The organism is Actinoplanes sp. TBRC 11911 (assembly GCF_012933445.1).
Taxonomy (GTDB): Bacteria; Actinomycetota; Actinomycetes; order Mycobacteriales; family Micromonosporaceae; genus Actinoplanes.
Map to the genome: position 1 here is coordinate 417,852 of NZ_JABBNC010000001.1, position 22,079 is coordinate 439,930.

Consider the following 22,079-nt stretch of genomic DNA (forward strand, 5'->3'; position numbering starts at 1 on the left):
GGCCGATCGACGAAAAAATTTCTTCGGACGGCACCTCCCGCATTCACAAGAACGGAGAGACACGGATGGCATACATCAAGGTCGGCGAGGAGAACTCCACCGACGTCGAGCTCTACTACGAGGACCACGGAACCGGCCGGCCGGTGGTACTCCTGCACGGGTTCCCGCTCAGTGGACGCTCGTGGGAGAAGCAGGAAGCCGCGCTGCTCGACGCCGGCTACCGGGTGATCACCTACGACCGGCGGGGCTTCGGGCGCTCCAGCAAGACGGGCGGCGGCTACGACTACGACACCTTCGCCGCGGACCTCAACACCGTCCTGGAAACCCTGCGGCTCGACGACGTCACGCTCGTGGGCTTCTCGATGGGCACCGGTGAGGTCGTCCGCTACCTCAACGCCTACGGCTCGACCCGGGTGCGCCGCGCGGCCCTGCTCGGACCGCTCGGACCGTTCCTGCGCAAGACCGAGGACAACCCCGCCGGTGTCCCGCAGGAGTTCTTCGAGGGCATCAAGTCCGCCATCCGGGCGGACCGCCCGGCGGCGATCAAGTCGTTCCTCGACAACTTCTTCAACATGGATGTGCTCGGCGGCACCCTGGTGAGCGACTCCGCCTGGCAGGACGCCTTCAAGGTCGCGCTGGACGTCTCGCCCATCGCCGCGGTGCGGTCCGTCGACGCGTGGCTGGAGGACTTCCGCGCCGACATCGCCTCGATCGACGTCCCGGTCCTGGTCGTCCAGGGCGACGCGGACCGGATCCTGCCGCCGCCGGTCACCGGCGACCGGCTCCCGGCACTGCTGCGCGACGTGAAGCACGTCTCGATCGCGGGCGGCCCGCACGCGATCGGCTGGACCCACGCCGAGCAGGTCAACCAGGAACTCCTCAACTTCCTCGGCTGAAAGCCACGCGACAACGCCATGAACGAACCACCAGAAAGGAAAAGCATGTTCTCTCTCTCGAAGAAGGCTCGCCGACTGGCCATGGGAGCGGCCGGGGTCGCTGTGCTGGCCGGCGTCGCGGGCTTCGCCGGCCCGGCCATCGCCGGAACCAACTCGGCGCCGAAGCCGACCGTCGTGCTCGTGCACGGAGCATGGGCCGACGGATCCAGCTGGGACCAGGTGACGGCGAAGCTGCAGCACGACGGCTACAACGTGGTCGTGCCGCCGAATCTGCTCACCGGCGTCAAGACGGACGCCGCGGATCTCCGCTCCTACCTGAACACCATCAGCGGGCCGGTCGTCCTGGTCGGACACTCCTACGCCGGCATGGTCATCACGACCGCCGCGCTGGGCGACAAGCAGGTCAAGGCGCTGGTGTACGTCGACGCGTACATCCCGGCGAAGGGCGACTCCGTGCTGTCGCTGACCGGGGCGAAGCCGGGCTCGGTCTTCGCGGCCCCGCCGGCCACCCTGTTCAACCAGGTCCCGATCCCCGGCAACACCAAGGAGGCCAACCTGTACGTGAAGCCGTCGGTCTTCGGCAAGGCGTTCGCCGGTACGTCGCTTCCCGCCAAGGAGGTGGCGGTGGTCGCCGCCCGGCAGCGTCCGCTCGCGTCGGGCGCCCTGGAGGAGAAGTCCGGCACCCCGGCCTGGAGCACCATTCCGTCGTGGTCGGTGATCGGCAAGCAGGACGCCGTCATTCCGCCCGCCGAGCAGGTCGTCATGTCGAAGAGGGCCAAGGCGCACACCCTCGAGATCAACGCTCCGCACCTGTCGATGGTCACCGCGCCGGGCGCGGTCAGCGGGCAGATCGAGAGCGCGGCCAAGGCCACGGACTGACGCACGGAAACCGGCCGTGGCATCGTGCCCCGCGATGCCACGGCCGCCGTCGGGTCTGGCACGGCGCGACCGATTCACGTGACGTCTGCCATAGCCATTCATGTTTTGACACACCGACAAGAAAGACAATTGAGTGCCCATGACAACGACGAATCCTGGCTCGAAGACCCGGGAGATGGCCGCCGTCCACACCGCTTTCCTGCGTGAGTTCTTCGCGATGCCCGAGCTCGTGCGAGCCGTCCCGGACGGCGACCAGCAGCGTGCGGTCATCGTCGCCGATCACATCGCGCTGTTCATCGCGGGACTGCACGGGCACCACGAAGGCGAGGATGTGGAGATCTGGCCGAGGTTGCTGGAGCGCTGCGCCGAAGAGATCCGGCCCCTCGTGCACGGAATGGAACGACACCATGCGCTTATCGCGGCCGGCATCGATGCCCTGTCCGGCGCGGCCGCGCGCTGGCGGAGCGACGCGGGCGCCGAGCATCGTGCGGTGATGGAGAGCAGCCTCGACGACCTTCTGCCGATTCTTCGTCAGCATCTCACCGACGAGATCGACTACGTACTCCCCCTTATCGAGAAATACATCAGTGATGACGAATGGGCAGCGCTCGGTGCGCACAGTCGCGGCACCATGCCAGCGGAAGCTTTGCCGCTGATCTTCGGGATCGTGATGTACGAGGCGGAACCGCACGTCATCGATGAAATGCTGGCCGAGTTGCCCGAGGAGGCTCGCGCAGCGCTCGCCGGGTCCGCACCCCGTGCCTACGCCGAATACGCCGAAAGGCTCTATGGCACGTCCAGCCCGGCGCGCTGGTCGACGTCGTCCAGCGCCGGCTGAACCGGCGCTCGGCGTCCGTCTCACCCGCGCCGCGGTAACGCTTCACGTGACCGTGCGATGTCGCCGGCCGGGAACGCTGCGATCGTTGTTTCCGGCACCGCCGCAAGGGCGGTCATTCTCCGCAACTTCCTCGGCTGAGCAGCCACGGGATACGCAAGGAACGCACCACAAGAAGGGAAAGTCATGTTGTCTCTCTCGAAGAGCGCTCGCCGACTGGTCATGGGAGCGGCCGGCGTCGCTGTGCTCGCCGGCATCGCGGGGTGCGGCGGGCACGCTGCCACCGCAAGCACGCCGCAGCACTCCGCGACGCCGGCGGCGCAGCAGAGCGCGACGCCGAAGCCGACCGTCGTGCTCGTGCACGGAGCATGGGCCGACGGCTCCAGCTGGGACCAGGTGACGGCCAAGCTGCAGCAGGACGGCTACAACGTGGTCGTGCCGCCGGATCTGCTCACGGGCGTGAGCAGGGACGCCGCCGATCTCCGCTCCTACCTGAACACCATCACCGGACCGATCGTCCTGGTCGGACACTCCTACGCCGGCATGGTCACCACCAACGCGGCCCTGGGCGACAAGCAGGTCAAGGCCCTCGTCTACGTCGACGCCTACATCCCCGACAAGGGCGACTCCGTGCTGTCGCTTACCGGGGCGAAGCCGGGCTCGGCCTTCGCCGCCAACCCCGCGACGCTGTTCAACCAGGTGCCGATCCCCGGCAACGCCAAAGAAGCCAACCTCTACGTCAAGCCGTCCGTTTTCGGCAAGGCGTTCGTCGGCAACGCCATCCCGGCCGACCAGGTCGCCGTGGCCGCCGCCCGCCAGCGTCCCCTCGCCTCCGGCGCACTGCAGGAGAAGTCCGGCGCCCCGGCCTGGACCGCCATTCCCTCGTGGTCGGTGATCGGCAAGCAGGACGCCATCATCCCGCCGGCCGAGCAGGTCGCCATGTCAACCAGGGCCAAGGCGCACACCCTCGAGATCGACGCCCCGCACCTGTCCATGGTCACCGCACCCGACGCGGTCACCGGTCAGATCGAGAACGCGGCCAAGGCCGCCAACTGACCCCGAGCCCGCCGTGGCATCGCGGTGAGCGATGCCACGGCCGGTTTTCGTCAGGCGGGGTTGGCCGGCTTCGACGGGGTGTAGAGCCAGGTGGTGAACAAGGCGCTGAGGTCCTTGCCGGAGATCCGCTCGGCGAGGGCGGTGAACTCCTCGGTGCTTCCGTTGCCGTTGCGCTGGGACTGAGCCCACGTGCGCAGGATGCTGAAGAACTTTTTGTCGCCGACGTTCAGCCGCAGGGCCTGCAGCGTCATGGCGCCGCGGTTGTAGACGGCGCTGATGAACAGGTTCGGCGCTCCCGGGTCGGCGACCTTCGCCTTCCACAGCGACGCGGTGGCCGGGGTCGCGTACAGACGGTCGAAGTTCTGCTGCACGGTGCCCAGGCCCTCATGCTCGCTCCACAGCCACTCGGCGTAGGTCGCGAAGCCCTCGTTCAGCCAGATGTCGCGCCAATTCTGTACCGCGACGCTGTCCCCGTACCACTGGTGGGTCAGCTCGTGCACCACAACGCTGTCGCCGTCCTCCTGGTTGGCGAAGTCCTGCGGCGTGTAGATCGGGCGGCTCTGGTTCTCCAGCGCGTAATCCCACTCGCCGTCGGCGTCCACGATGCCGCCGGACGCGCGGAACGGGTACGGACCGAAGTACCCGGACAGGAAACGCAGCATCTCGGGCTCACGGGCGAAAGACTTGGCCACCCGGGCGTACGTCTCCGGGGGCAACGCGGGGTCGATCGCGTCCACGAACCGGATCCCATTTTTCTCGTACGACTTGACGTCGAACTTCCCGATCGCGGCCATGGCCAGGTACGTGGCCATCGGCTCACGCTGCTCCCACCGCCACGTCGTCCAGCCCTTGCTGGTCCGGCGGCCGTCCGGGACGCCGTTGGAGATCGCCTGCAGGTCCTTCGGGACGGTCAGCGCGATCGAGAACGAGGCCTTGTCGCTCGGGTGGTCGTTGGACGGGTACCACGCCTGCGCGACGTCCGGCTCGCCCAGGATGATGACGCCGTCGTCGGTGGTGAACGCGCCGCCGTCGCCGAGGTACGGGTCGTGGATGACCTTGGGTACGCCGTCGTAGACGATCCTGGTGTCGAAGGTGTGGCCCTTGCTGAGCGACGCGCGCGGCGTCACGGTCAGCTCGGTGCCGGCGCGCGACCACTTCGCCGATCGGCCGTCCACGGTGATCGATCGGATCGTGAGGCCGTCGAGGTCGAGGTTGAACGCTGATAATCGCTGCGTCGCGGTCGCCCGGATCGTCACCGCACCGGCCAGCACGTCGGTGGCCGGCGCGTATTTGAGCGCCAGGTCGTAGTGCTTGACGTCGTAGCCGCCGTTGCCGTCCAGCGGGTAGTAGGGGTCGCCCGCGCCGGTCGCTCCCGGCGTCCCCGGTGGGGACCAGGCGTTGGCGGGCGTACCCGCGAGCACGACGGACGTCGAGGCGACGAGGGCGAGGGCAAGAGCCAGCTTCCGTACCATGCGGAACAACTTATCGGTCGCCACCGATCGGTGCATCGCCGAACGGGGGCCGTCGGCCTGGCCGTCCGGTCGACCCGGACTATCCTTCCCCAGGTGGGATTCACCAGGGCTGAGCTGGCCACCTACCGCGGTCGCACGCTGCCCGACCTGATCGGCGACGATGTCCGGTTGCTGTTCGTCGGCATCAATCCCGGCCTGCTGACGGTGGCCATGCAGAGTCATTTCGGGCGGCGCGGCAACCGGTTCTATCCGGCGTTGTACCGCGCCGGGATCATCGACCACGTGATCGACGCGTCGAATGGGTTCGACCCGGCCGACGTGGCCCAGCTCAAGGCCCGCGGCGTCGGCATCACGAGCCTGGTCGCGGGCGCGACGGCGCGGGCCGACGAGTTGACCACCGCCGAGCTGCGTGAGGGGGCGATCGCGCTCCGGGAGCGGGTCGAGCGGGTGCGGCCGCGGGTCGTCGCGATGCTGGGCATCACGGCCTATCGCACGGCGTTCGAGAAGCGCGCGGCGGTCGTCGGTGAGCAGCCGGAGAGCCTGTCCGGCGCACGCCTCTGGGTGGTGCCGAACCCGAGTGGGCTCAATGCTCACGAAACGGTGGATTCGCTCGCGACGGCGTATGCCGAGGCTGCCCGGGCCGCCGGAATCGCGCTGTACGAGGTGTGACCGTCGTCATGTGCGGGGAACTTAGGCGCCTCGTGAACGTGAAATATTACATCGGCCGGAGTTCCGGACACTTTCCTCGGCCGAGCCGTGTGCGCCCCCGCGGCACATGGCGGTTTGCCCGGCCGTCCAACCCCCTGTGACGGCCGGGCAAGCCCGTCAACCGATGCCGACGGCGAAGATGTGCAGAGTCGGCGTTCCTTTGTGGATCGGTGCCACGCCGGCTGCGGGGAGGCGTACGGACGCAACTGTCTTGCCCGCGGTGAGCGGGACCGAGACGCCGAAGGCCCCGCACGGCTGGTCGAAACGCTCGTTGCCGCCGCGGTTCTGGTAGGAGCTGGTGACCACGGTGTTGTCCGAGGCGGTGACGAACCAGTCGGGTGAGGTGATCGTGTACGCCTGGGTCGTGCCGTCGGCGTAGGTGATCGTGCCGCCGGCCGTGATCGGGCCGTAGTCCGAGGAGACGAGGAAGGCCAGCTTGCTGCCGGAGCCGTGCATCGTGATGGTCTGGCCGGTGGCGATGGCGTTGTCGGCGCGGCCCGTTCCCGCGGTGGCCGGCCAGGTCACGGCGACACCGGCCGCGGTCACCGCCTTCCCGGGGGTCACGCCGCCGGCCGCGAGCGCCTGGGCCGAGAAGCTGGCGATGCCGCCGTCGAAGTCGCCGGCGTCGGTGTTGGTGTCGTCGGTGACGGCCACGTTGTTGAAGACCGCCGACAGGGAGTTCCCGGAGCTTTTGGCCGGGAGGACGGCCTTGGCGCCGGGCGGCCGTTGTCCGGCGGAGGCCGCGCTGGACGGTGGGTGGCCGGGGCTTCCGCTGGGATGGGCCGACGCCGGGGAGGTCACGCGGGGAGTGAGCGTCGCCGTGGCGGACCCGGGCGGAGCCGGACTGGACGCGAGACCCGGCGCGAAGCCACTCAGCGGCGCGACCTGCAGGCCCGGCGCGGTCCGCACACTCGAGCCGTGCGGCGCCCGGAACCACAGCACGCCGGAAACCGCCGCCGCGACAACAATCGCCACCGCAACGATCACGAGAGGGCGGCGTCGACTCCGGTTCGGGGACAACATCGGCGGCTGCGGGCTCGGCTGCGGGTCCGGCCGCAGGACCCCGTCGGCGGCCTCCCGCAGCAGCTTCTCCGCCAAGTCGCCGTCGGCCCGCTCCGCCGGATCCTTGCGCAGCAACGCCTCCAGCGCGGGCCGCAACGCCCCGGCGTTCTTCGGCACCGGCGCCGGATCGATCATCAACGACGCGAGCGTGGCCATCGGCGAGGATTTCACATACGGCGGCCGGCCCTCGACGGCCGCGAACAACGTCGCCCCCAGCGACCACAGATCCGACCCGGGCCGGGCCGGCTGGTCCAAGGCCAATTCCGGAGCCAGGTACGAGGGTGACCCGATGACCACGCCGGTGCTGGTCATCCCGGAGTCACCCGCCACGGCGGCCAGGCCGAAGTCGGTCAGCACCACCCGGCCGTCCTCGGCGAGCAGCACATTGGCCGGTTTGACGTCGCGGTGCAGGATGCCGGCGTCGTGCGCGGACCGGAGCGCGGCCAGCACCTCGAGGCCGATGCGTGCGGCCCGGCGCGGTTCCACCGGCCCGTCGTCGGTGACCGCGTCGAGCAACGACCGGGAGCGGACCAGCTCCATCACGATCCACGGCGCGCCGCCCTGCTCGACCACGTCGAAGATGCGCACCACGTTGCGATGGCTCACCTTGGCGATGGCGCGGGCCTCGCGGATCGCCCGCCGGCGCAGGTCGCCGAGCTCGGTGGTGGACAGCCCGTTCGGGGCGATCTCCTTGATCGCGACGGCACGGCCGAGGAGCTCGTCGTGCGCCTCCCAGACACGGCCCATCGCACCCTTGCCGAGCTGGCCCACGAAACGGTAACGCCCAGCCAGCGGTCGGTCGGAGAGCGGTTGATCGGACACCACGGAACCGTACCGGCGGCGCTTCGAAATTCCTGTGATCGGGCCTACACCGTGGCGGGCGCTCAGTCCTTGTCGTCGCCGCCGGTAAGGGAGGCTCGTCGTAATGCTTGGACCGCGTGGTGTGAGCGGGATTTGACCGTCCCCAGCGGAATGCCGTGCAGCGCGGCGACCTGGCGCTGCGATCGGCCGTGCACGTACAGGTCCGCCAGAATGGCCCGCTCGGCGGCGGTGAGCCGTTTCACCGCCTCACGGATGGTCTGGACGGTCAGCGCGGTCTCCATCGTCTCGTCCCGACCGGCCAGGCCGATGACGTCGTCCAGCGAGACTTCCCGGGGGCGGGTCCGGCGGCGGCGATACGCGTCGACGGCGGCGTGCCGGGCCACGGTGAACAGCCATCGCCGCGCCCCGGAATCGTCGGCCGGAATCGAGTCGATGGCACGCCAGGCCCGCAGCATCGTCTCCTGAAGAATGTCCTCGGCCTCACTGCGGTCGCCCGCGGTGAGGCCGAGCAGGAAATGGTGCACGGGCCGGGCGTACAAGGCGTATATCGCGGCCATGTGCCGATTTTGTTCATCTCCCACGGCAACTGAACGTCTGCCCCTGACTATTAGTTCATCAAGTCAGCCAGGAGTGACGACTGCCATGCCCGCTCGGCTTGGTGCGCGTTCGCAGCGGCGGGCCGCCGCGTTGAGTGCCGGTGGCGGGCCCGTTCGCTCGGGTCCCTTTCGGCAGTAGCACCTTCGGGCATTGCCACCTACGCAGGTCGGACATTTCCGGCGAGGCGCGGATCGCGTGGGCGTGCGCGGTCGCGGAAACGTAAACTGCCGCTTCCACTATCTGGGAGAGCCGTCCGCTGTGCGGGACCGGTGCCCACATGCTGAATCCGTGTCCACAGAGCGGGATTTCCGTCTACTTTCGACGGAGTTTCGCCCAACATTGCGGCTTTTACTCCCGCGTCTTTCCCGGGAAAATGTAGACCTTGGAGAGTTATGGCGCGAATATGGGCGTAAGTCTCCATGATCTCCGACAATCCCGGGATACGGCGGTGATGTCCATATAGTGGGACCCGGCGCGGACCGGGTGTCTCGGCCGGCACACCACCGGCGAAGAGCGGGCCGAACTCGGCCGGCTTGACGTAGACGTCGACGTCCATGACCTCGCCCGCCGCGTCGCGGATCGAGACCGCGCTGATGGACTTCTTGGGGTCGAGGGCGGATCCGGCTGCGCCGCGGTGAGCCGGCTACGGCCGGTTCGGCGCCCAGGTGCCGTTCGCTTCGATGGCGATGTCTTCCAGCTGCAGCTCCTTGCCGGAGGCGCTGAGAGCGACGATGCGCACCGGGTCGCCGGTGCCGCGTTCCACCAGCCGCAGGGGGCCGCCGTCGGGCTGCAGGTGCTTGTTGCCGAACTGCATCATCGCGAACAGCACGGGCAGCAGGTCACGGCCCTTGTCGGTGAGCACGTATTCGTAGCGGGTCCGCTGGCCGGGCTCCTGGTACGGCTGCCTGCTCAACAGGCCGAGCTCGGTGAGCTGCTTGAGCCGGGCCGAGACGATCGCGTCGGTGGTCTTGGTGCGCCGGACGAAGTCGTCGAACCGCGTGGTCCCGTACAACGCCTCGCGCAGGATGGTGACGGCCGAGCGGGTGCCGATGGCGTCCATCGTCATGGCCATCGAGCAATTTTCGAGGATCCAGGCGCTCCGGTCCGCAAGCACCCCTTCGAACGCGACTGCCATCACGACTCCTCACCGATGTTCTGGACGCCAAGTGTAGGAGCTGACTTTCGAATCGACAAGCCAGGCCCCGAAGGGCCTCCGACCTGGTACGACGTCGCCATGGTGCCCGCCCCGGCCACGGTCTAGTGTCACGATTTATGGATGGCGGTGCGTTGATCGGCCGCGAAGCGGAGCTCGCGGCGATGTACGCGGCCGTCGATGACATCGCGGCGCGCGGCGCGGTGCTGGTGGCCGTGGGCGAGCCGGGCATCGGCAAGTCGAGCCTGCTGCAAGCGGCCGGCACCCACGCCCGCGGCGGCGATTGCCTGGTGCTGGAGGCCACCGGCGTCGAGTCGGAGGTGGGCCTGCCGTTCGCCGGGCTGCACCAGCTGCTGCGGCCGGTCCTGCCCCAGCTGGACGCGATCCCGCCGGCGCAACAGCGGGCGCTACGGTGCGCGTTCGGCATCGAGGACGGTCCGGTCCGCTCGCTGTTTCTCACCGCGCTGGCGACGCTCAGCCTGATCAGCGAGGTCGCGGTCGCCCGGCCGGTGGTCATCGCGATCGACGACCTGCAGTGGCTGGACGAGCCGACCCACGAGGTGCTCGCGTTCCTCGCCCGGCGCATCGACAGCGACCCCATCGTGATCCTCGGCGCCTGCCGGACCGGATATCCCGGCTCGGTGCTCGGCGTACGGCTCGACGTAAACGGTCTCGACGAAGCCGACGCCCGCCGGTTGCTGCTGCGCCACGCCCGCGCCCTCAGCGTGGTGGACCAGGAGGCCGTGCTCACGCAGGCCGCCGGCAACCCGCTCGCCCTGGTCGAGCTCGCCGCCGCGGTGCCGAACGGGTCACCCACCGCCGATCCGGCGTTCATCCCGTTGAGCGCCCGGCTCGAGCGTGCCTTCGCCGCCCGGATCACCGAGTTGCCGCCCCGCACCCGCGACGCGACGCTCGTCGCGGCCGTCGACCCCGAGGGCGAGACGCCGGAGATCCTGGCCGCCACCGCCGTGCTCGCGGGCGAGCCGGTCACGCTCGACGCTCTCGAACCGGCGGCGGTCGCCGGCCTCATCGAGTTCGACCTGGTCCGGGTGCGCTTCCGGCACCCGCTGATCCGCTCCGCAATCGTGCAGTCCGAGACCGGCGGCCGGCACCGGGCGGCGCACGCGGCGCTGGCGGCGGTGCTCGAGAAGGATCCGTACCGGCGTACGTGGCATCGCGCCCAGTCCATCGTCGGCCCGGACGACGAGATCGCCGACGAGCTCGAGCTGAGCCATGTCGCGAGCATCCGGCGGGGTGCGGTCACCACGGCGATCGCGGCGCTGGAGCGTTCGGCGCAGCTGGCCGCCGACGGCGCGACCCGGGGACGACGGCTGCTGATGGCCGCCGAGCACGCCTTCGGGCTCGGCCGCGCCGACATCGTCGACCGCCTGATCACCGCCGCGTCGGTGACCCCGCTGTCGGACCTCGACCAGGCCCGGATGGAATGGCTTCGGGAGATCTTCAGCGACGGTGTGCCCGGCGACGACGAACGCATCCTCGAGCTGAGCCGCATCGCGCGCGAATCGGCCCGCGCCGGGGACACCGACCTCGCGCTGAACCTCCTGCTGGGCGCGGCCCTGCGGTGCTGGTGGGCCAACCCCGGTGCCGAGGCGCGGGCGCGCGTCGCGTCGGTCACGCTCGGCCTGCCGGACGTGCGGGACGACCCGCGCTACGTCGCCACGCTCGCGGTGGCCGAGCCGATCCGGCAGGCCCGGACCGTCCTGGACATCCTGTCGAAGGTCTCGGCGGAGACGGTGCCCAACGGGGACGCGCTGCGGCTGTTCGGTGCCGCGGCACACGCCGTGGGCGACCAGCCGCGCGCCCTCGAGTTCCTGGAGCGGTCCGAGAAACTGCTGCGCTACCGGGGCCGGCTGGCGCTCCTCTCGCAGGTTCTGGCCATGCAGGGGGTGGTGCGGCTCGACCTCGGCGACTGGACCGGCAGCGACTCGGCGACCGAGGAGGCCCGCCGGCTGGCCACCGACACCGGCCAGCCGATCTGGAGTATCGGGCCGCTCGTCAACGAGGCCCGGTCCGCGGCGCTGCGGGGCGACAGCGAACGCGCCCTGCGGCTGGCCGCGTTGTCTGAGCAGATGCCGGCGCTGCGCCCGTTGAACCTCTTCCTCGCCTGCGCGCAGCTGGCCCGTGGCTTCGCTTTCATCACCGCGGGCCGGCACGCGGAGGCGTTCGACGCGCTGCGACGCGTCTTCGATCCGGCCGATCCCTGCCATCACCCGCGGGAGCAGCTCTGCGGGGTCATGTTCGTCGCCGAGGCCGGCGCCTACGGCGATCGGCGCGCGGATGCCCGCCGCATCATCGCGCGCATGGAGGACCTGGCTCGCATCACTCCCGCGCCGTTGCTCGAGGTCCAGCTCCGGTACGCCCGTGCGGTGCTCGCCGACGACGACGAGGCGGAGGCGCTGTTCCGCGCGGGATTGGCGACCGACCTGAGCCGCTGGCCGTGGGTCAAGGCGCGCCTGCAATTCGCGTACGGGACCTGGCTCCGCCGTCATCGGCGGGTGACCGAGTCACGCGAGCCGTTGCGGCAGGCGCTGGATGTCTTCCGGCTGATCGGTGCACGGACCTGGGCCGAGAACGCGCAAACCGAGCTGCGCGCCGCGGGTGACCGCACCGCGACGTCCCCCTCGGTGTCCCCGGAACGCCTGACGCCACAGGAGCAGCAGATCGCCCGCATGGCCGCCGAGGGGATGTCGAACCGCGAGATCGGTCAGCAGCTGTTCCTGTCGCCGCGTACGGTCGGCTCGCACCTGTACCGGATTTTCCCCAAGCTCGACATCACCTCGCGCAACCAGCTCGCCGCGCGCCTTTCGTAAGGCCTACTCGGCGACGATCGCGATGTCGTCCAGGCGCAGGTCCGCATTGGACGTTCCGCGCGCGACGACCCGGACCGGATCCCCGGTGGCGCGCTCCACCAGCCGCACCGGTTCGTGGCCGTCCGGTTGCAGATGTTTGTCGCCCCACTGCTGCAAGGCGAACAGGGCGGGCAGCAGGTCCTTGCCCTTCTCGGTCAGCAGGTATTCGTCGCGGGTGCGCTGCCCCTCGTCGCGGTACGGGTGCTTGGTGAACAAGCCCAGCTCGGTCAGGTGCCGGAGCCGGGCGGCGACGTTGGGTGCGGCGCCGCGGGTGTACCGGACGAAGTCGTCGAAGCGGGTGGTCCCGAACAGCGCCTCGCGAAGTATCAGGAACGAGGACCGCAGGCCGATCGCGTCCAGCGACATCGCGATCGAGCAGGTCTCGACCGTCCAGGTGCCTCGATTCATACGACCGCCCGTTTCAACGCCTGAACCGCGTAGTGCGCCCGCGCCTTGACGGTCCCGACCGGGATGCCGTGGAAGGCGGCCGCCTGGCGCAGCGAGCACCCGTGCACGTACAGGTCCTCCATGGTGGATCGTTGTTCTTTGGTGAGACCGTCCAGTGCCTTGCGGACCACGAGCGCGGTCAAGACGGATTCCTCGGGCTCGTCGCCGGTCGCCCGGACCGGGACGTAGTCGAGGGGCACCTCCTGCGGCCAGCTCTGGCGTCGCCGGCAGGTGGCGGCGGCGCTCTGCCGCGCCGCCGCCAGAAGCCAGCGCCGCAGCTCCTGATGGTCGGCGGGCAGGAAGTCGAGGCGCCGCCACGCTCGCAGCATCGTCTCCTGCAGGAGGTCCTCGGCCTCGAACCGGTCGCCGTCGAACAGCGCGAGCAGGAAATGCAGCACCGGCTGGGCGTGCTCGTCGTGCAGCCGCGCCATGGTCAGACGTTGTGGTGCCTCGGCAACTCGCATGTCAGCTCCGGAATTCATCTGTAACACGACGCTAACCCCCTGACTGTTAGTCTATCAAGTCAGCTGGTCGTGACACGCGCCACGGCCGCTTTCCCGCATGGACCAGCCTCACCGGCGGGCGGTGCCCGGCGCTTGCGTCAGTCGACTGAATGGCGGTGTGACCTGCTCTTCGCCACCGACACGAAGCTGACCAGCAGGCCCGCCAGCGCGATGCCGGCGACCAGGTACACGCCCGGCCGGTACTGGGCGAAGTCGACGCCGGTGCCGGCGACCAGCGCGGTCACCACGGCCAGGGAGATCGCGGTGCCCACCTGGCTGCTGGACTGCACCATGCCGGATGCCAGGCCCTGCTCGTCGGGCCGCACGCCGTTGGTCGCCTGCGTGACGATCGCGGGGAAGCCGAAGGCCCAGCCGAAGCCGAACAGGATCATCGTGGGCAGCACCACCGGCGCGTAGTGCGGGTGGGTGCCGGCGGCGATGATGGTCCAGACGAGGCCCAGGCTCAGCGACAGCATCGAGGCCACGATCAGCGGCGCGGTGCCGAACCTGGTGATGAGCCGGCCGGTCACCGGGATGACCAGGACCTCGATCAGGCCCACCGGAAGCAGCGCCAGCGCGACCCGCAGCGGTCCCCAGTGCAGATCATTCTGCAGGTAGAGGGTCATGATGAACTGGAACGGAATCCACGACGCGAACAACGCGACGATGTTCAGGTTCGCCCGCACGAGCGCGCCGCTGCGCAGGATGCCCAGGCGGATGAGCGGACTCCGCACGCGGCTCTCGACGGCGACGAACGCGGCGAACAGGGCGGCGGACAAGACGTACAGGACGACGGTGAGCGGCGCCACCCAACCGCGGGCGGGTGCGGTCACCACGGCGTACACGATCAGCAATGTGCCGGCGACCAGCGTGACCGCGCCGCCCAGGTCGTAGCCGCCGCGCACCGACGGCCCGTCCTTGGCGATCAGCAGGTAGCCGATTACCAGCGCGGTCAGCGCGACCGGCACCGGGACGAGGAAGTTCCACCGCCAGCCCAGGCTGGTGAGCAGCCCACCCATGATCAGCCCGCCCGCGAAGCCGCCGGCCCCGAACAGGGTCAGGATCGCCAGCGCACGGTTGCGGTCCCGGCCTTCCTTGAACGTGGTCGTGGCGATAGACAGGGCGGTCGGCGCGGTGAACGCCGCCGCCACCCCCTTGATGAACCGGGTGGCGATCAGCAGGCCGCCGTCGCCGACGAGGCCACCGGCCAGCGAGGCGAGCATGAAGACGCTGAGCGCGATCAGGAAGATCTTCCGCCGCCCCAGCAGGTCCGCGGTGCGCCCGCCGAGCAGGAGAAAACCGCCGAAGCCGAGGACGTAGCCGTTGACGACCCACTGCAGGGACGTCGTGGACATGTGCAGATCGGTGCCGATGGACGGCAGGGCCACCCCGACCGCCGAGACGTCGAAGCCGTCCAGGAGCAGCGCGATGCTGAGCACGGCGACGACGCCCCAGAGCCGAGCGGGCCAACGGACGTTCGGCGCGGTGCTTGTCCTGGTCGCTGGGAGAGATTCGGTAATAGCCATATGGCCGAAGCTAAGAAGGCGGATATCGATTGCACAGGTTGCGGTGACGTTCGTTACGAGCCGGCGGCGCCGGGTCCAAAGTGCACCGGTCCGATACGGTAAGCGAGCCGAACACATCGAGAGGGTGAGTGATGCCGGAGGCTGGCCGGACCCCGCTGGAGGCGGCCGTCGTGCGCCTGTGGCGCCACGACAGCCCGGTCGGCGCGGGAGCCCTCGTCGGTCCGCGGCACGTGCTCACCGCCGCGCACGTGGTCGCCTCCGCCGTCGGCGCCGCCCCCTCCGGTGCGGCCCCGGACGACCTGGTCGAGGTCGACTTTCCGCTGCTCACGCCCGGTCACCGGCAGCGGGCCAGGGTGGTGGCGTGGCAGCCCTTGCGCGACGACCGCACCGGCGACGTGGCCGGGCTGGAACTGCTCGACGATCCGCCGCCGCGGGCGCGGCCGCTGGTCCTGGCCACCGGTCACGGCCCGGCGGGCAACCAGCTCCTCATGATCGGCTTTCCGCACCGGCTGGAGCTGGGCAGCTGGGTGTACGGCCGGCCGGGCGGCCCGGTCGCCACCGGCTGGGTCGAGATCCACAGCGAGCCGGGCCGGGAGTCGACGCTGGAACCGGGCTTCTCCGGCACACCGGTGTGGGATCCGGACGCCCACGCCGCGGTGGGCATGGTCGTGCAGCAGGTGACCGGCGCGCCGCCGAAGATGGGTTACATGCTGCCCGCCGACCGGCTGCTCGCCGGCTGGCCGGAACTGGCAGGCCTCATCGAGCGGACGCCGCCGTTCCGCGGCCTGCGACCGTTCACCGAGCAGGACAGCGCGCTGTTCTTCGGCCGGGAGGATCTCGTCGACCGGCTCGTACGGCACGCCACGGAGATGCCGGTGGTGTGCGTCATCGGTCCGTCCGGCGTCGGCAAGTCCTCGCTGCTGCTGGCCGGGGTGCTGCCTCGGCTGCGGGCGGCCGGCACGCTGGTCGCGGTGCTGCGGCCGTCCGACGCCGGCTCGCCGCTGGCCGCCCTGGCCCTGGCGATCGACCGGCTGCTCGCCCCGCGACGGGACCCGCTGGAGCGTGTCGACGCGGTGGCCGCGCTGACCGGCCGGTTCGTCCGCGGTGAGCTGCCCGACGTGGTGTCGGCCCTGACGACCGATCCGGACGGTACGGCACGGCGGCTGGTGATCGCGGTCGACCAGTTCGAGGAGCTCTTCGCGAGCCCGGCCGCCGACCGGGCGGCGCTCACCAGCGCGTTACGGGTCACGCTGCGTCCCGGCTCGCGCACCGGGCTGCTGCTCAACCTGCGCGACACGTTCCTCGGCGCGAGCCTGCGCACCCCGGAGGTCACCGAGTTGGCCGCCGCCTGGCTGGCGGTCACCGTCGGCGACATGAGTCTCGAGCAACTGCGCCGCGTCGTCACCGGGCCGCTGGCCGGCGCGGGCGTGGACTACGAACCGGGGCTGGTCGACCGGATCCTCGCCGACGTCCAAAGCTCGCCGGGTGCGTTGCCGCTGTTGCAGTTCGCCCTCACCGAACTGTGGGACCGGCACACCGGCGGCCTGCTCACCCATGCGGTGTACGACGACATGAAGGGCGTGCGGGGGGCGCTGGCCGGCTACGCCGAGAGCGTCTGGACCGGCCTGGAGCCCGGCGCCCGGGAAGCCGGCGAGCGACTGCTGGTGCAGCTCGTGCGGCCGCTGCCCGACGACCGGCTGATCGTGCGGCGCACCGCCCAGCGCGACGAGCTCGACGAAGCACAGTGGACGGTGGCGCAGCGGCTCGCCACCAGCCGCCTGCTGGTGCTGCGGGCGGCCGCGCCCGGGCCCGGTGTCGAGCTGGCCCACGAGTCGCTGCTGACCGGCTGGGAGCGGCTGGGCCGGCTGGCCGAGCAGCACCGCGAGTTCCGCATCTGGCAGGAGACGCTGCGCCAGCAGCGGGCCCGCTGGGTCGCCGAGCAGCACGCCGCACGCCGGTTGCTGTCCGGCGCCGACCTGCGCGACGCGAAACGCCGGGCGGACCGGCATCCCGCCGACCTCAGTGCCGCCGAGCACGCGTACGTCACGGCGAGTCTGCGACGGCGCCGCCGCCGGGCGCTCCTGGCCGGCGGCGTGGTGGTCGTTCTGGCGCTGTTCATCGGGCTGACGTATCGCGGCACCGGACAGCAGCGCTCGGAGCTGGCGGCGCGTGATCTGGCGACGGCCGCGAACCGCCTGAGCGGCCTCGACAGCTACGGCGCGGCGCAGCTCGCGATGCGTGCCGAGCGCACCGACGACGACGCGGACCTCGGCGTCGCCTGGCCCGGCGGGCTGGACGGGGTCGACCGGCTGGTACCCGACTACTCCTTCGTCGAGCGCGACACGTCGGCGCCGGTGCCGTCGGCCGGTCCGGCGGCGCCGCGCTGGGCGCCGCAAGTCACCACGACGCTGACCAGCCGGATCAGTGCCGACGGCAGCGCGATGGTCACCCTCGACCCGGCCCGCCACGTCGCCCTGTGGCATCTGTCCGGCGGCGTCGTCACCCGCGATCCGGCCCTGGACAAGCTGTTCGGCCCGACCGACTTCGTCCAGGACGCCACCATCAGCCGCGACGGCCGGTACGTCGGCTACACCGCCAAGCTCTTCGCCACCGTTCCGTCCGACCCGTTCGCGCCCGCCGGGCCGGACGGGCTCCCGCGGCCCGTCCCCCGGGCCCAGCCCACGTGCCCGGTACCCAGCATCACCTCGATCGTCGGCTGCCTGGTCGCGTACGACACCGTCGCCCATCGGGTGGTCTATCAACGAGCGTTCAGCCAGTTGGTGCTGCCGGTCACCGCGCTGAGCTTCGACCCGGGCGCCCGGACGATGGCGTACGTCGTCAGCAGCGGCACCGAGCTCTCCAGCCCGCACACCGTGGTCAACACGCTGCACAAGGTGGATCTGAGCACCCGCGCCGAAAGCCCGGCCCGCGTGCTGCCGTGGCACAGCTGGGTGCCCGCCCTGTGGCTCGGCCCCGGCGGCGGCCAGGCGCTTGTCACCGAGTTTCTGCCGCTGCACGAGCAGACCTCCTACGGCCGGATCGCGTTGTCGCGGATCGACTTGACAACAGCGATTCCCGTACGCCACGAGCTGCTCGACCAGACGTACAACCTAGACGTGAGCCTGGACTGGTCGACGGTGACCGCCCTGGTGCCCACCGGCGATCACGTGACGGCGGTGGTGCTGCGGTCCTGGTCCGGTGGCCCGATCACCCGGGTGAGCGACCTGACCGACGCGGAACAGGACGGGTCGCCGACGCTGAACGCGGACGGGTCGGCGCTGGTCATCGTCCCGTCACCGAAAGACTTCCTGCAGGCGTCCGCGAACGACGTGACCCAGCTGGCGGATCAACCCCGCCCGCCGTTGTCCGCGTGGACGCTGCCGAGCGGCGCGCGGCAGGCCACCGGTTCCGGTGGGTTCACCGACTTCTCGGTCGACACGGCCTGGCAGGCGTTGCTGCCGTTGAGCCGCGACCCGCTCGGCCCGGTCCTGGTACTGCACAACAGCACGGTCGGCGTGGCGTTCGGGCCGGCGTCGCTGCGCCGGCTCTCCGACGCCGCGAAGTCGAGCGGCTCCGGCTCGGTGTCCGCCGACCGGCTGTGCGCGCTGATGGCCGACCCCGCCAACGACCAGGCGGTACGGGACCTCGTACCGAAGGACGCCTACCAAGGAGCATTGTGCCCGAGCTGACACGCTTCGAACTTCGCGACGGCGAGTACGTCTTCGCCGAGTCCGAACCGGACGGACCCAGCATCTCGCCGGTGTCGCGGGCCGGCGATGTCCTGAAGTCGGCCACGGCGCCGTTCGGATCGGCCATGCGTCACGTCCGCGACGCCGCCGAGGAGGCGCTCGCCGCGCTGCGCGACATGGACACCCGCCCGGACACGGTGGAGCTGGAGTTCGGGGTGAAGCTGAACGCCGAGGCCGGTGCGGTCATTGCCCGCACCGGCGCTCAGGGTCACTTCAAGGTCAAGCTCGTCTGGAAGCGGGACGACTCGGAAGTCGAGATCGAGGTCGAGGAACCGTGACGGGTTCCTTGCCTACTTCGTGGCGTAGGCCCGCAGGATGCGGGCGGTGGTGCGGTTTCCGGCGGCGTCCGTGGCCGTCGCCCGCAACGACACGAAGCCCGGATGCGGCGGGTTCAGCACCGAGGTGACCCACTCGCCGTGCCGGGACACGACCGGCGTCCGGTGCCAGGTGGTGCCGTCGTCGAAGGAGACGTCGACGTCCACGTCGCGTAGCTTGGCCGCCTTGCCCTGGCTGGTCACCGGCAACGCGATCGCGGTCAGCCGGCCGGCCCGGGCGGTGTTGGTCAGGTCGAGCTCCGGGGCGAAGCCGACGGCGGTCAGCGGCACCGCGGTCTCGGCCACCGTGGTGTTCGAGGTGAACTCCCAGCTCTGGTCGATCCGCGTGGACAACCGGGAGGCCGGCTGGGTGCTGCTGTAGTCCACCCGCAGGCGCGCCTTGCCGGGGGCGACGTCGAACCCGACCAGCGACGAGTCCCGCTGGTCCACGACCTGGCCGTTGCGGGAGAGCGTCATGTGCTGGTTCGTCTCGGCGTTGCTGAAGCCGAGATGTCCGGCGGCGTCGCTGTAGTTGGTGAGGCGTACGAGAAGCTCGTCCTGTCGCCGGGCGATCGTCGGGAACTCCGGCAACCCGGGGGTCAGGGGGTAGGCGAACGCGGCGCCGTTCCAGCGCTCCACCCGATCGTGGTGCCGGGCCGCCGGTTCGTCCAACGTGGTCAGTGATTGGCCGGTCGCGTCGTACTCGGCGAACTCGGCGTTCCACAGGGTGTCGCCGGCGTAATACTCGGTGCGGACCGCCGGCAGGGTCGTCGATGGCAGGGCGGTGCCGTAGGCGTACGGGATCCGGGGTATGGCCGGGAAGTTGGAACGCTGGCCGCTGGCACCGGGGGTGTTCGCGGCATACTCGGTCCGCACGGCCGTCAGATCCCGCGCGCCGACGTGTTTGGTGTAGCCGGTCGCGAAGTGGCCGTTCTGGTACCAGCCGGCGGTGTAGGCCGCACTGTTGTCCGGCCGTGCGAACGAGGCGTTGAACTGCGCGGTCAGGTTCGCGACGCGGGTGCTGCCGAGGTCCGCGGTGAACAGCTGGCCCGGCCGGTCGCCCTGCAGCGTCGCGTCGATCTGGTGGTCGCCGGTCAGGAACGCCTGGGCGAACGCGGCCACCGGCTGCGCCGCACGATCGGGCACGGTGATGCCGGTCGGCCTGGCCTTGCGTCCGTCCATGTCCAGGTGCTTGGGGCCGGTCACGGTGGTCTCGGCGTTCACCATCAGCGTCGAGGTGCCGTCGGTCTCGAAGACGAGCGTGGCGGCGAAATACTTCCCGAACGGCACGCGCATCGTGGTGGCCGGCTCGTAGCTGACGAACTGCTGGCCGGTCGCCACGTTCTCGACGAAGGTGACGGCGGTTCCCGGCGAGCCGGGGGTGCGGTCGCGGGTGGTCAGGCTCAGGTCGGCGCTGGGCTGCTCGCGGAAGATGCTGACCGGCGTCTGCACGGCGCCGGCCGGTCCGGTGGCGACGATCCGGCCGCTGGACAGGCCGACCTCGGTGGCGTGCGCGGTCACCTCGACGGTGGCGGTCCCGTTGCCCGGCACGGTCACCGTGTCGGTGTTGAGCGCGAAGACCGACGCGGTGTCGACGGTCAGCTTCAGCGTGACCGGGTCCTTCGATACGTTGCGGTAGGTCAGCGTGCGGGTGACCCGGTCGTCGGCCGCCTGCGGATACTTGCGGAAGCCGAACCCGATCGTCGCGGGTGCCGCCGTGATGGGCTCGTCCAGTGCGCCGGGGATGGTGAGCTCCCCCGCCCCCTGCTCCTCGAGGGTGGCGCGGGCGTCCGGTCGTGCCGAGCCGATGAGCGCCCCCTTGCGCTGCTCGGACGTCCAATCCGGGTGCGCCTGCGTCATGATGGCCGCGGCCCCGGCCACGTGCGGCGTCGCCATCGACGTGCCGGAGAAGGTGACGTACGGGTCGCCGGTCGTGCCGTCGTCCAAGTAGGAGCTGCGTGCGGCGGTGATGTCGGTGCCCGGCGCGGTCATCTCCGGCTTCACGGCGTAGTCGCCCAGCCGCGGGCCCTTGCTGGAATAGTCGGCCGGCGCACCGTCCTTGTCGACGGCGCCGACCGTCAGCGCGGCGTCGGCCGAGCCCGGCGAGTTGACCGTCTGCGCGCCGTAGTCGTTGCCGGCCGCGACGACGAACAGCATGTCGTACTGGGCGCTGAGCTCGTTGACGGCCGCCTCGATCGGGTCGGTGCCGGGGGTGTCGGTGGAGCCGAAGCTCATGTTGACGACCTTCACGCCGGACTCGGCCGCCCAGCGCATGCCGTCCAGGATCGCCGATTCGGGGCAGCCGATCAGCGCGCAGACCTTGCCGTCGAGCAGGTGCGCGCCGGGTGCGACGCCGCGGTAGCGTCCGCCCGACGCGGCGCCGGTGCCGGCGATGGTCGAGGCGACGTGGGTGCCGTGCCCGGCCACGTCACGCGCGTCCTCGTAGTCGGCGACGAAGTTCTTTCGTGCCACCACCTTGCCGGCCAGGTCCGGGTGGGTGTCGTCGACGCCGCTGTCGAGGACCGCGACGGTGATGCCGGTGCCGTCCAGGCCGCGTGCCCAGGCCTCGGGAGCGCCGGTGCGCGGAACGCTGACGTCCAAGGTGGGGGTTCGCATCGCGTCCAGCCACAACTTGCCCTGCTTGAGGGACGTCTTGAGAGAGGGCCACCGGGCGGCCAGGTCGCGTACCGGGATCTTGGTGGCGAAGCCGTCGATCGCGCTGAGCGTGCGGGTGGCGCTGAGGCCGGCCACCACGTTGGCGTCGGCCATCACCAGGGGCAGGTCGGCGCGCTTCTCGACGTCGTCGTCCAGCAATGTGGACACGTCGAAGAGCCGCTGGTCGAGCCGGTCGGCGCGCAGCAGGGGGGCGGCGTCGCTGGGCACGACGTAGCGGTGCTTGCCGTCGCGGAACTGGAAGAACTGGATGCCCTTGCGGGGCTGGACGAGCGTGCGGTCGCCGTCGACGGTGATCCGGTCCCCGGTGATGAGGGTGAGGGACTGGACGTCGGCCGGGGTGGCGGTGGCGGGCGCTGCGAATGCCGCACCACCGGCCGGGATGCCCAGTACGCCGCCGGCGGCGACGAGGAGGGCGAGCGCGAGGGCGGCGCTGGAGCGATGCCGCATGGAGTCTCCATTTCGACGGGGGACAAAGACGGAGAACAATATGCAGCGACAGTGCCATAACATGATC

Annotated in this window: 16 protein-coding genes; 8 read left to right on the forward strand and 8 right to left on the reverse strand. The window is 70.5% G+C overall.

Annotated features, from left to right (window positions below; translation table 11 throughout):
- The first annotated feature begins 65 nt into the window (after window positions 1-65).
- The 4 genes from HH310_RS01850 (at window position 66) to HH310_RS01865 (ending at window position 3,666) form a co-directional block, all read left to right on the forward strand.
- Window positions 66-896, forward strand: coding sequence for an alpha/beta fold hydrolase (locus HH310_RS01850; RefSeq protein ID WP_169173808.1), 831 nt, complete (start codon window positions 66-68; stop codon window positions 894-896).
- Between the two features lie 45 nt (window positions 897-941).
- A complete protein-coding gene (locus HH310_RS01855; RefSeq protein ID WP_169173583.1) occupies window positions 942-1,775 on the forward strand; it encodes an alpha/beta fold hydrolase in 834 nt (277 codons plus the stop codon).
- A 175-nt stretch (window positions 1,776-1,950) separates the two neighbouring features.
- Window positions 1,951-2,613: a hemerythrin domain-containing protein gene (locus tag HH310_RS01860; RefSeq protein ID WP_169173584.1), complete on the forward strand. Its 663-nt coding sequence runs from the start codon at window positions 1,951-1,953 to the stop codon at window positions 2,611-2,613.
- Window positions 2,614-2,796: 183 nt separating this feature from the next.
- Window positions 2,797-3,666 (forward strand): alpha/beta fold hydrolase, encoded by an 870-nt coding sequence (locus HH310_RS01865; RefSeq protein ID WP_169173585.1) that lies wholly within the window; start codon window positions 2,797-2,799, stop codon window positions 3,664-3,666.
- A gap of 50 nt (window positions 3,667-3,716) precedes the next feature.
- Here the strand turns inward: HH310_RS01865 and HH310_RS01870 are convergent, their stop codons facing one another.
- Window positions 3,717-5,138: a M1 family metallopeptidase gene (locus HH310_RS01870; RefSeq protein WP_169173586.1), complete on the reverse strand. Its 1,422-nt coding sequence runs from the start codon at window positions 5,136-5,138 to the stop codon at window positions 3,717-3,719.
- Window positions 5,139-5,231: 93 nt separating this feature from the next.
- On the opposite strand from HH310_RS01870, the gene HH310_RS01875 reads away from it, so the two are divergent.
- Window positions 5,232-5,807 (forward strand): mismatch-specific DNA-glycosylase, encoded by a 576-nt coding sequence (locus tag HH310_RS01875; protein ID WP_169173587.1) that lies wholly within the window; start codon window positions 5,232-5,234, stop codon window positions 5,805-5,807.
- Between the two features lie 156 nt (window positions 5,808-5,963).
- Here HH310_RS01875 and HH310_RS01880 read toward each other — a convergent pair whose 3' ends face one another.
- The 3 genes from HH310_RS01880 to HH310_RS01890 all read right to left on the reverse strand — a co-directional run bounded on the left by HH310_RS01880 (window position 5,964) and on the right by HH310_RS01890 (window position 9,462).
- Entirely contained in the window at window positions 5,964-7,730 is a 1,767-nt protein-coding gene (locus HH310_RS01880; RefSeq protein ID WP_169173588.1) for a serine/threonine-protein kinase, read from the reverse strand.
- Window positions 7,731-7,792: 62 nt separating this feature from the next.
- Window positions 7,793-8,287 (reverse strand): sigma-70 family RNA polymerase sigma factor, encoded by a 495-nt coding sequence (locus tag HH310_RS01885; RefSeq protein ID WP_169173589.1) that lies wholly within the window; start codon window positions 8,285-8,287, stop codon window positions 7,793-7,795.
- 683 nt (window positions 8,288-8,970) lie between these two features.
- On the reverse strand, window positions 8,971-9,462 hold the full coding sequence (locus HH310_RS01890; protein ID WP_169173590.1) for a helix-turn-helix domain-containing protein: 492 nt from the start codon (window positions 9,460-9,462) through the stop codon (window positions 8,971-8,973).
- 137 nt (window positions 9,463-9,599) lie between these two features.
- On the opposite strand from HH310_RS01890, the gene HH310_RS01895 reads away from it, so the two are divergent.
- Window positions 9,600-12,311, forward strand: coding sequence for an AAA family ATPase (locus HH310_RS01895; protein WP_169173591.1), 2,712 nt, complete (start codon window positions 9,600-9,602; stop codon window positions 12,309-12,311).
- A 3-nt stretch (window positions 12,312-12,314) separates the two neighbouring features.
- Here the strand turns inward: HH310_RS01895 and HH310_RS01900 are convergent, their stop codons facing one another.
- From HH310_RS01900 to HH310_RS01910, 3 genes are all read right to left on the reverse strand, one after another.
- Entirely contained in the window at window positions 12,315-12,758 is a 444-nt protein-coding gene (locus HH310_RS01900) for a helix-turn-helix domain-containing protein (RefSeq protein ID WP_169173592.1), read from the reverse strand.
- On the reverse strand, window positions 12,755-13,261 hold the full coding sequence (locus HH310_RS01905; RefSeq protein WP_169173593.1) for a sigma-70 family RNA polymerase sigma factor: 507 nt from the start codon (window positions 13,259-13,261) through the stop codon (window positions 12,755-12,757). Before HH310_RS01905 ends, HH310_RS01900 begins: the two co-directional genes overlap by 4 nt.
- Window positions 13,262-13,398: 137 nt before the next feature.
- The gene (locus tag HH310_RS01910; RefSeq protein ID WP_169173594.1) at window positions 13,399-14,826 is read right to left on the reverse strand and encodes an MFS transporter; all 1,428 of its coding nucleotides are present in this window, start codon (window positions 14,824-14,826) and stop codon (window positions 13,399-13,401) included.
- 131 nt (window positions 14,827-14,957) lie between these two features.
- On the opposite strand from HH310_RS01910, the gene HH310_RS01915 reads away from it, so the two are divergent.
- The gene (locus HH310_RS01915) at window positions 14,958-18,515 is read left to right on the forward strand and encodes a serine protease (RefSeq protein ID WP_169173595.1); all 3,558 of its coding nucleotides are present in this window, start codon (window positions 14,958-14,960) and stop codon (window positions 18,513-18,515) included.
- Window positions 18,503-18,853, forward strand: coding sequence for a CU044_2847 family protein (locus HH310_RS01920; protein ID WP_169173265.1), 351 nt, complete (start codon window positions 18,503-18,505; stop codon window positions 18,851-18,853). The genes HH310_RS01915 and HH310_RS01920 overlap by 13 nt, the downstream gene beginning before the upstream one ends.
- A 12-nt stretch (window positions 18,854-18,865) precedes the next feature.
- Here the strand turns inward: HH310_RS01920 and HH310_RS01925 are convergent, their stop codons facing one another.
- Window positions 18,866-22,012 carry a S8 family serine peptidase gene (locus HH310_RS01925; RefSeq protein ID WP_169173596.1) on the reverse strand — a complete coding sequence of 1,049 codons (3,147 nt, stop codon included), beginning with the start codon at window positions 22,010-22,012 and terminating at the stop codon, window positions 18,866-18,868.
- Window positions 22,013-22,079: the final 67 nt, after the last annotated feature.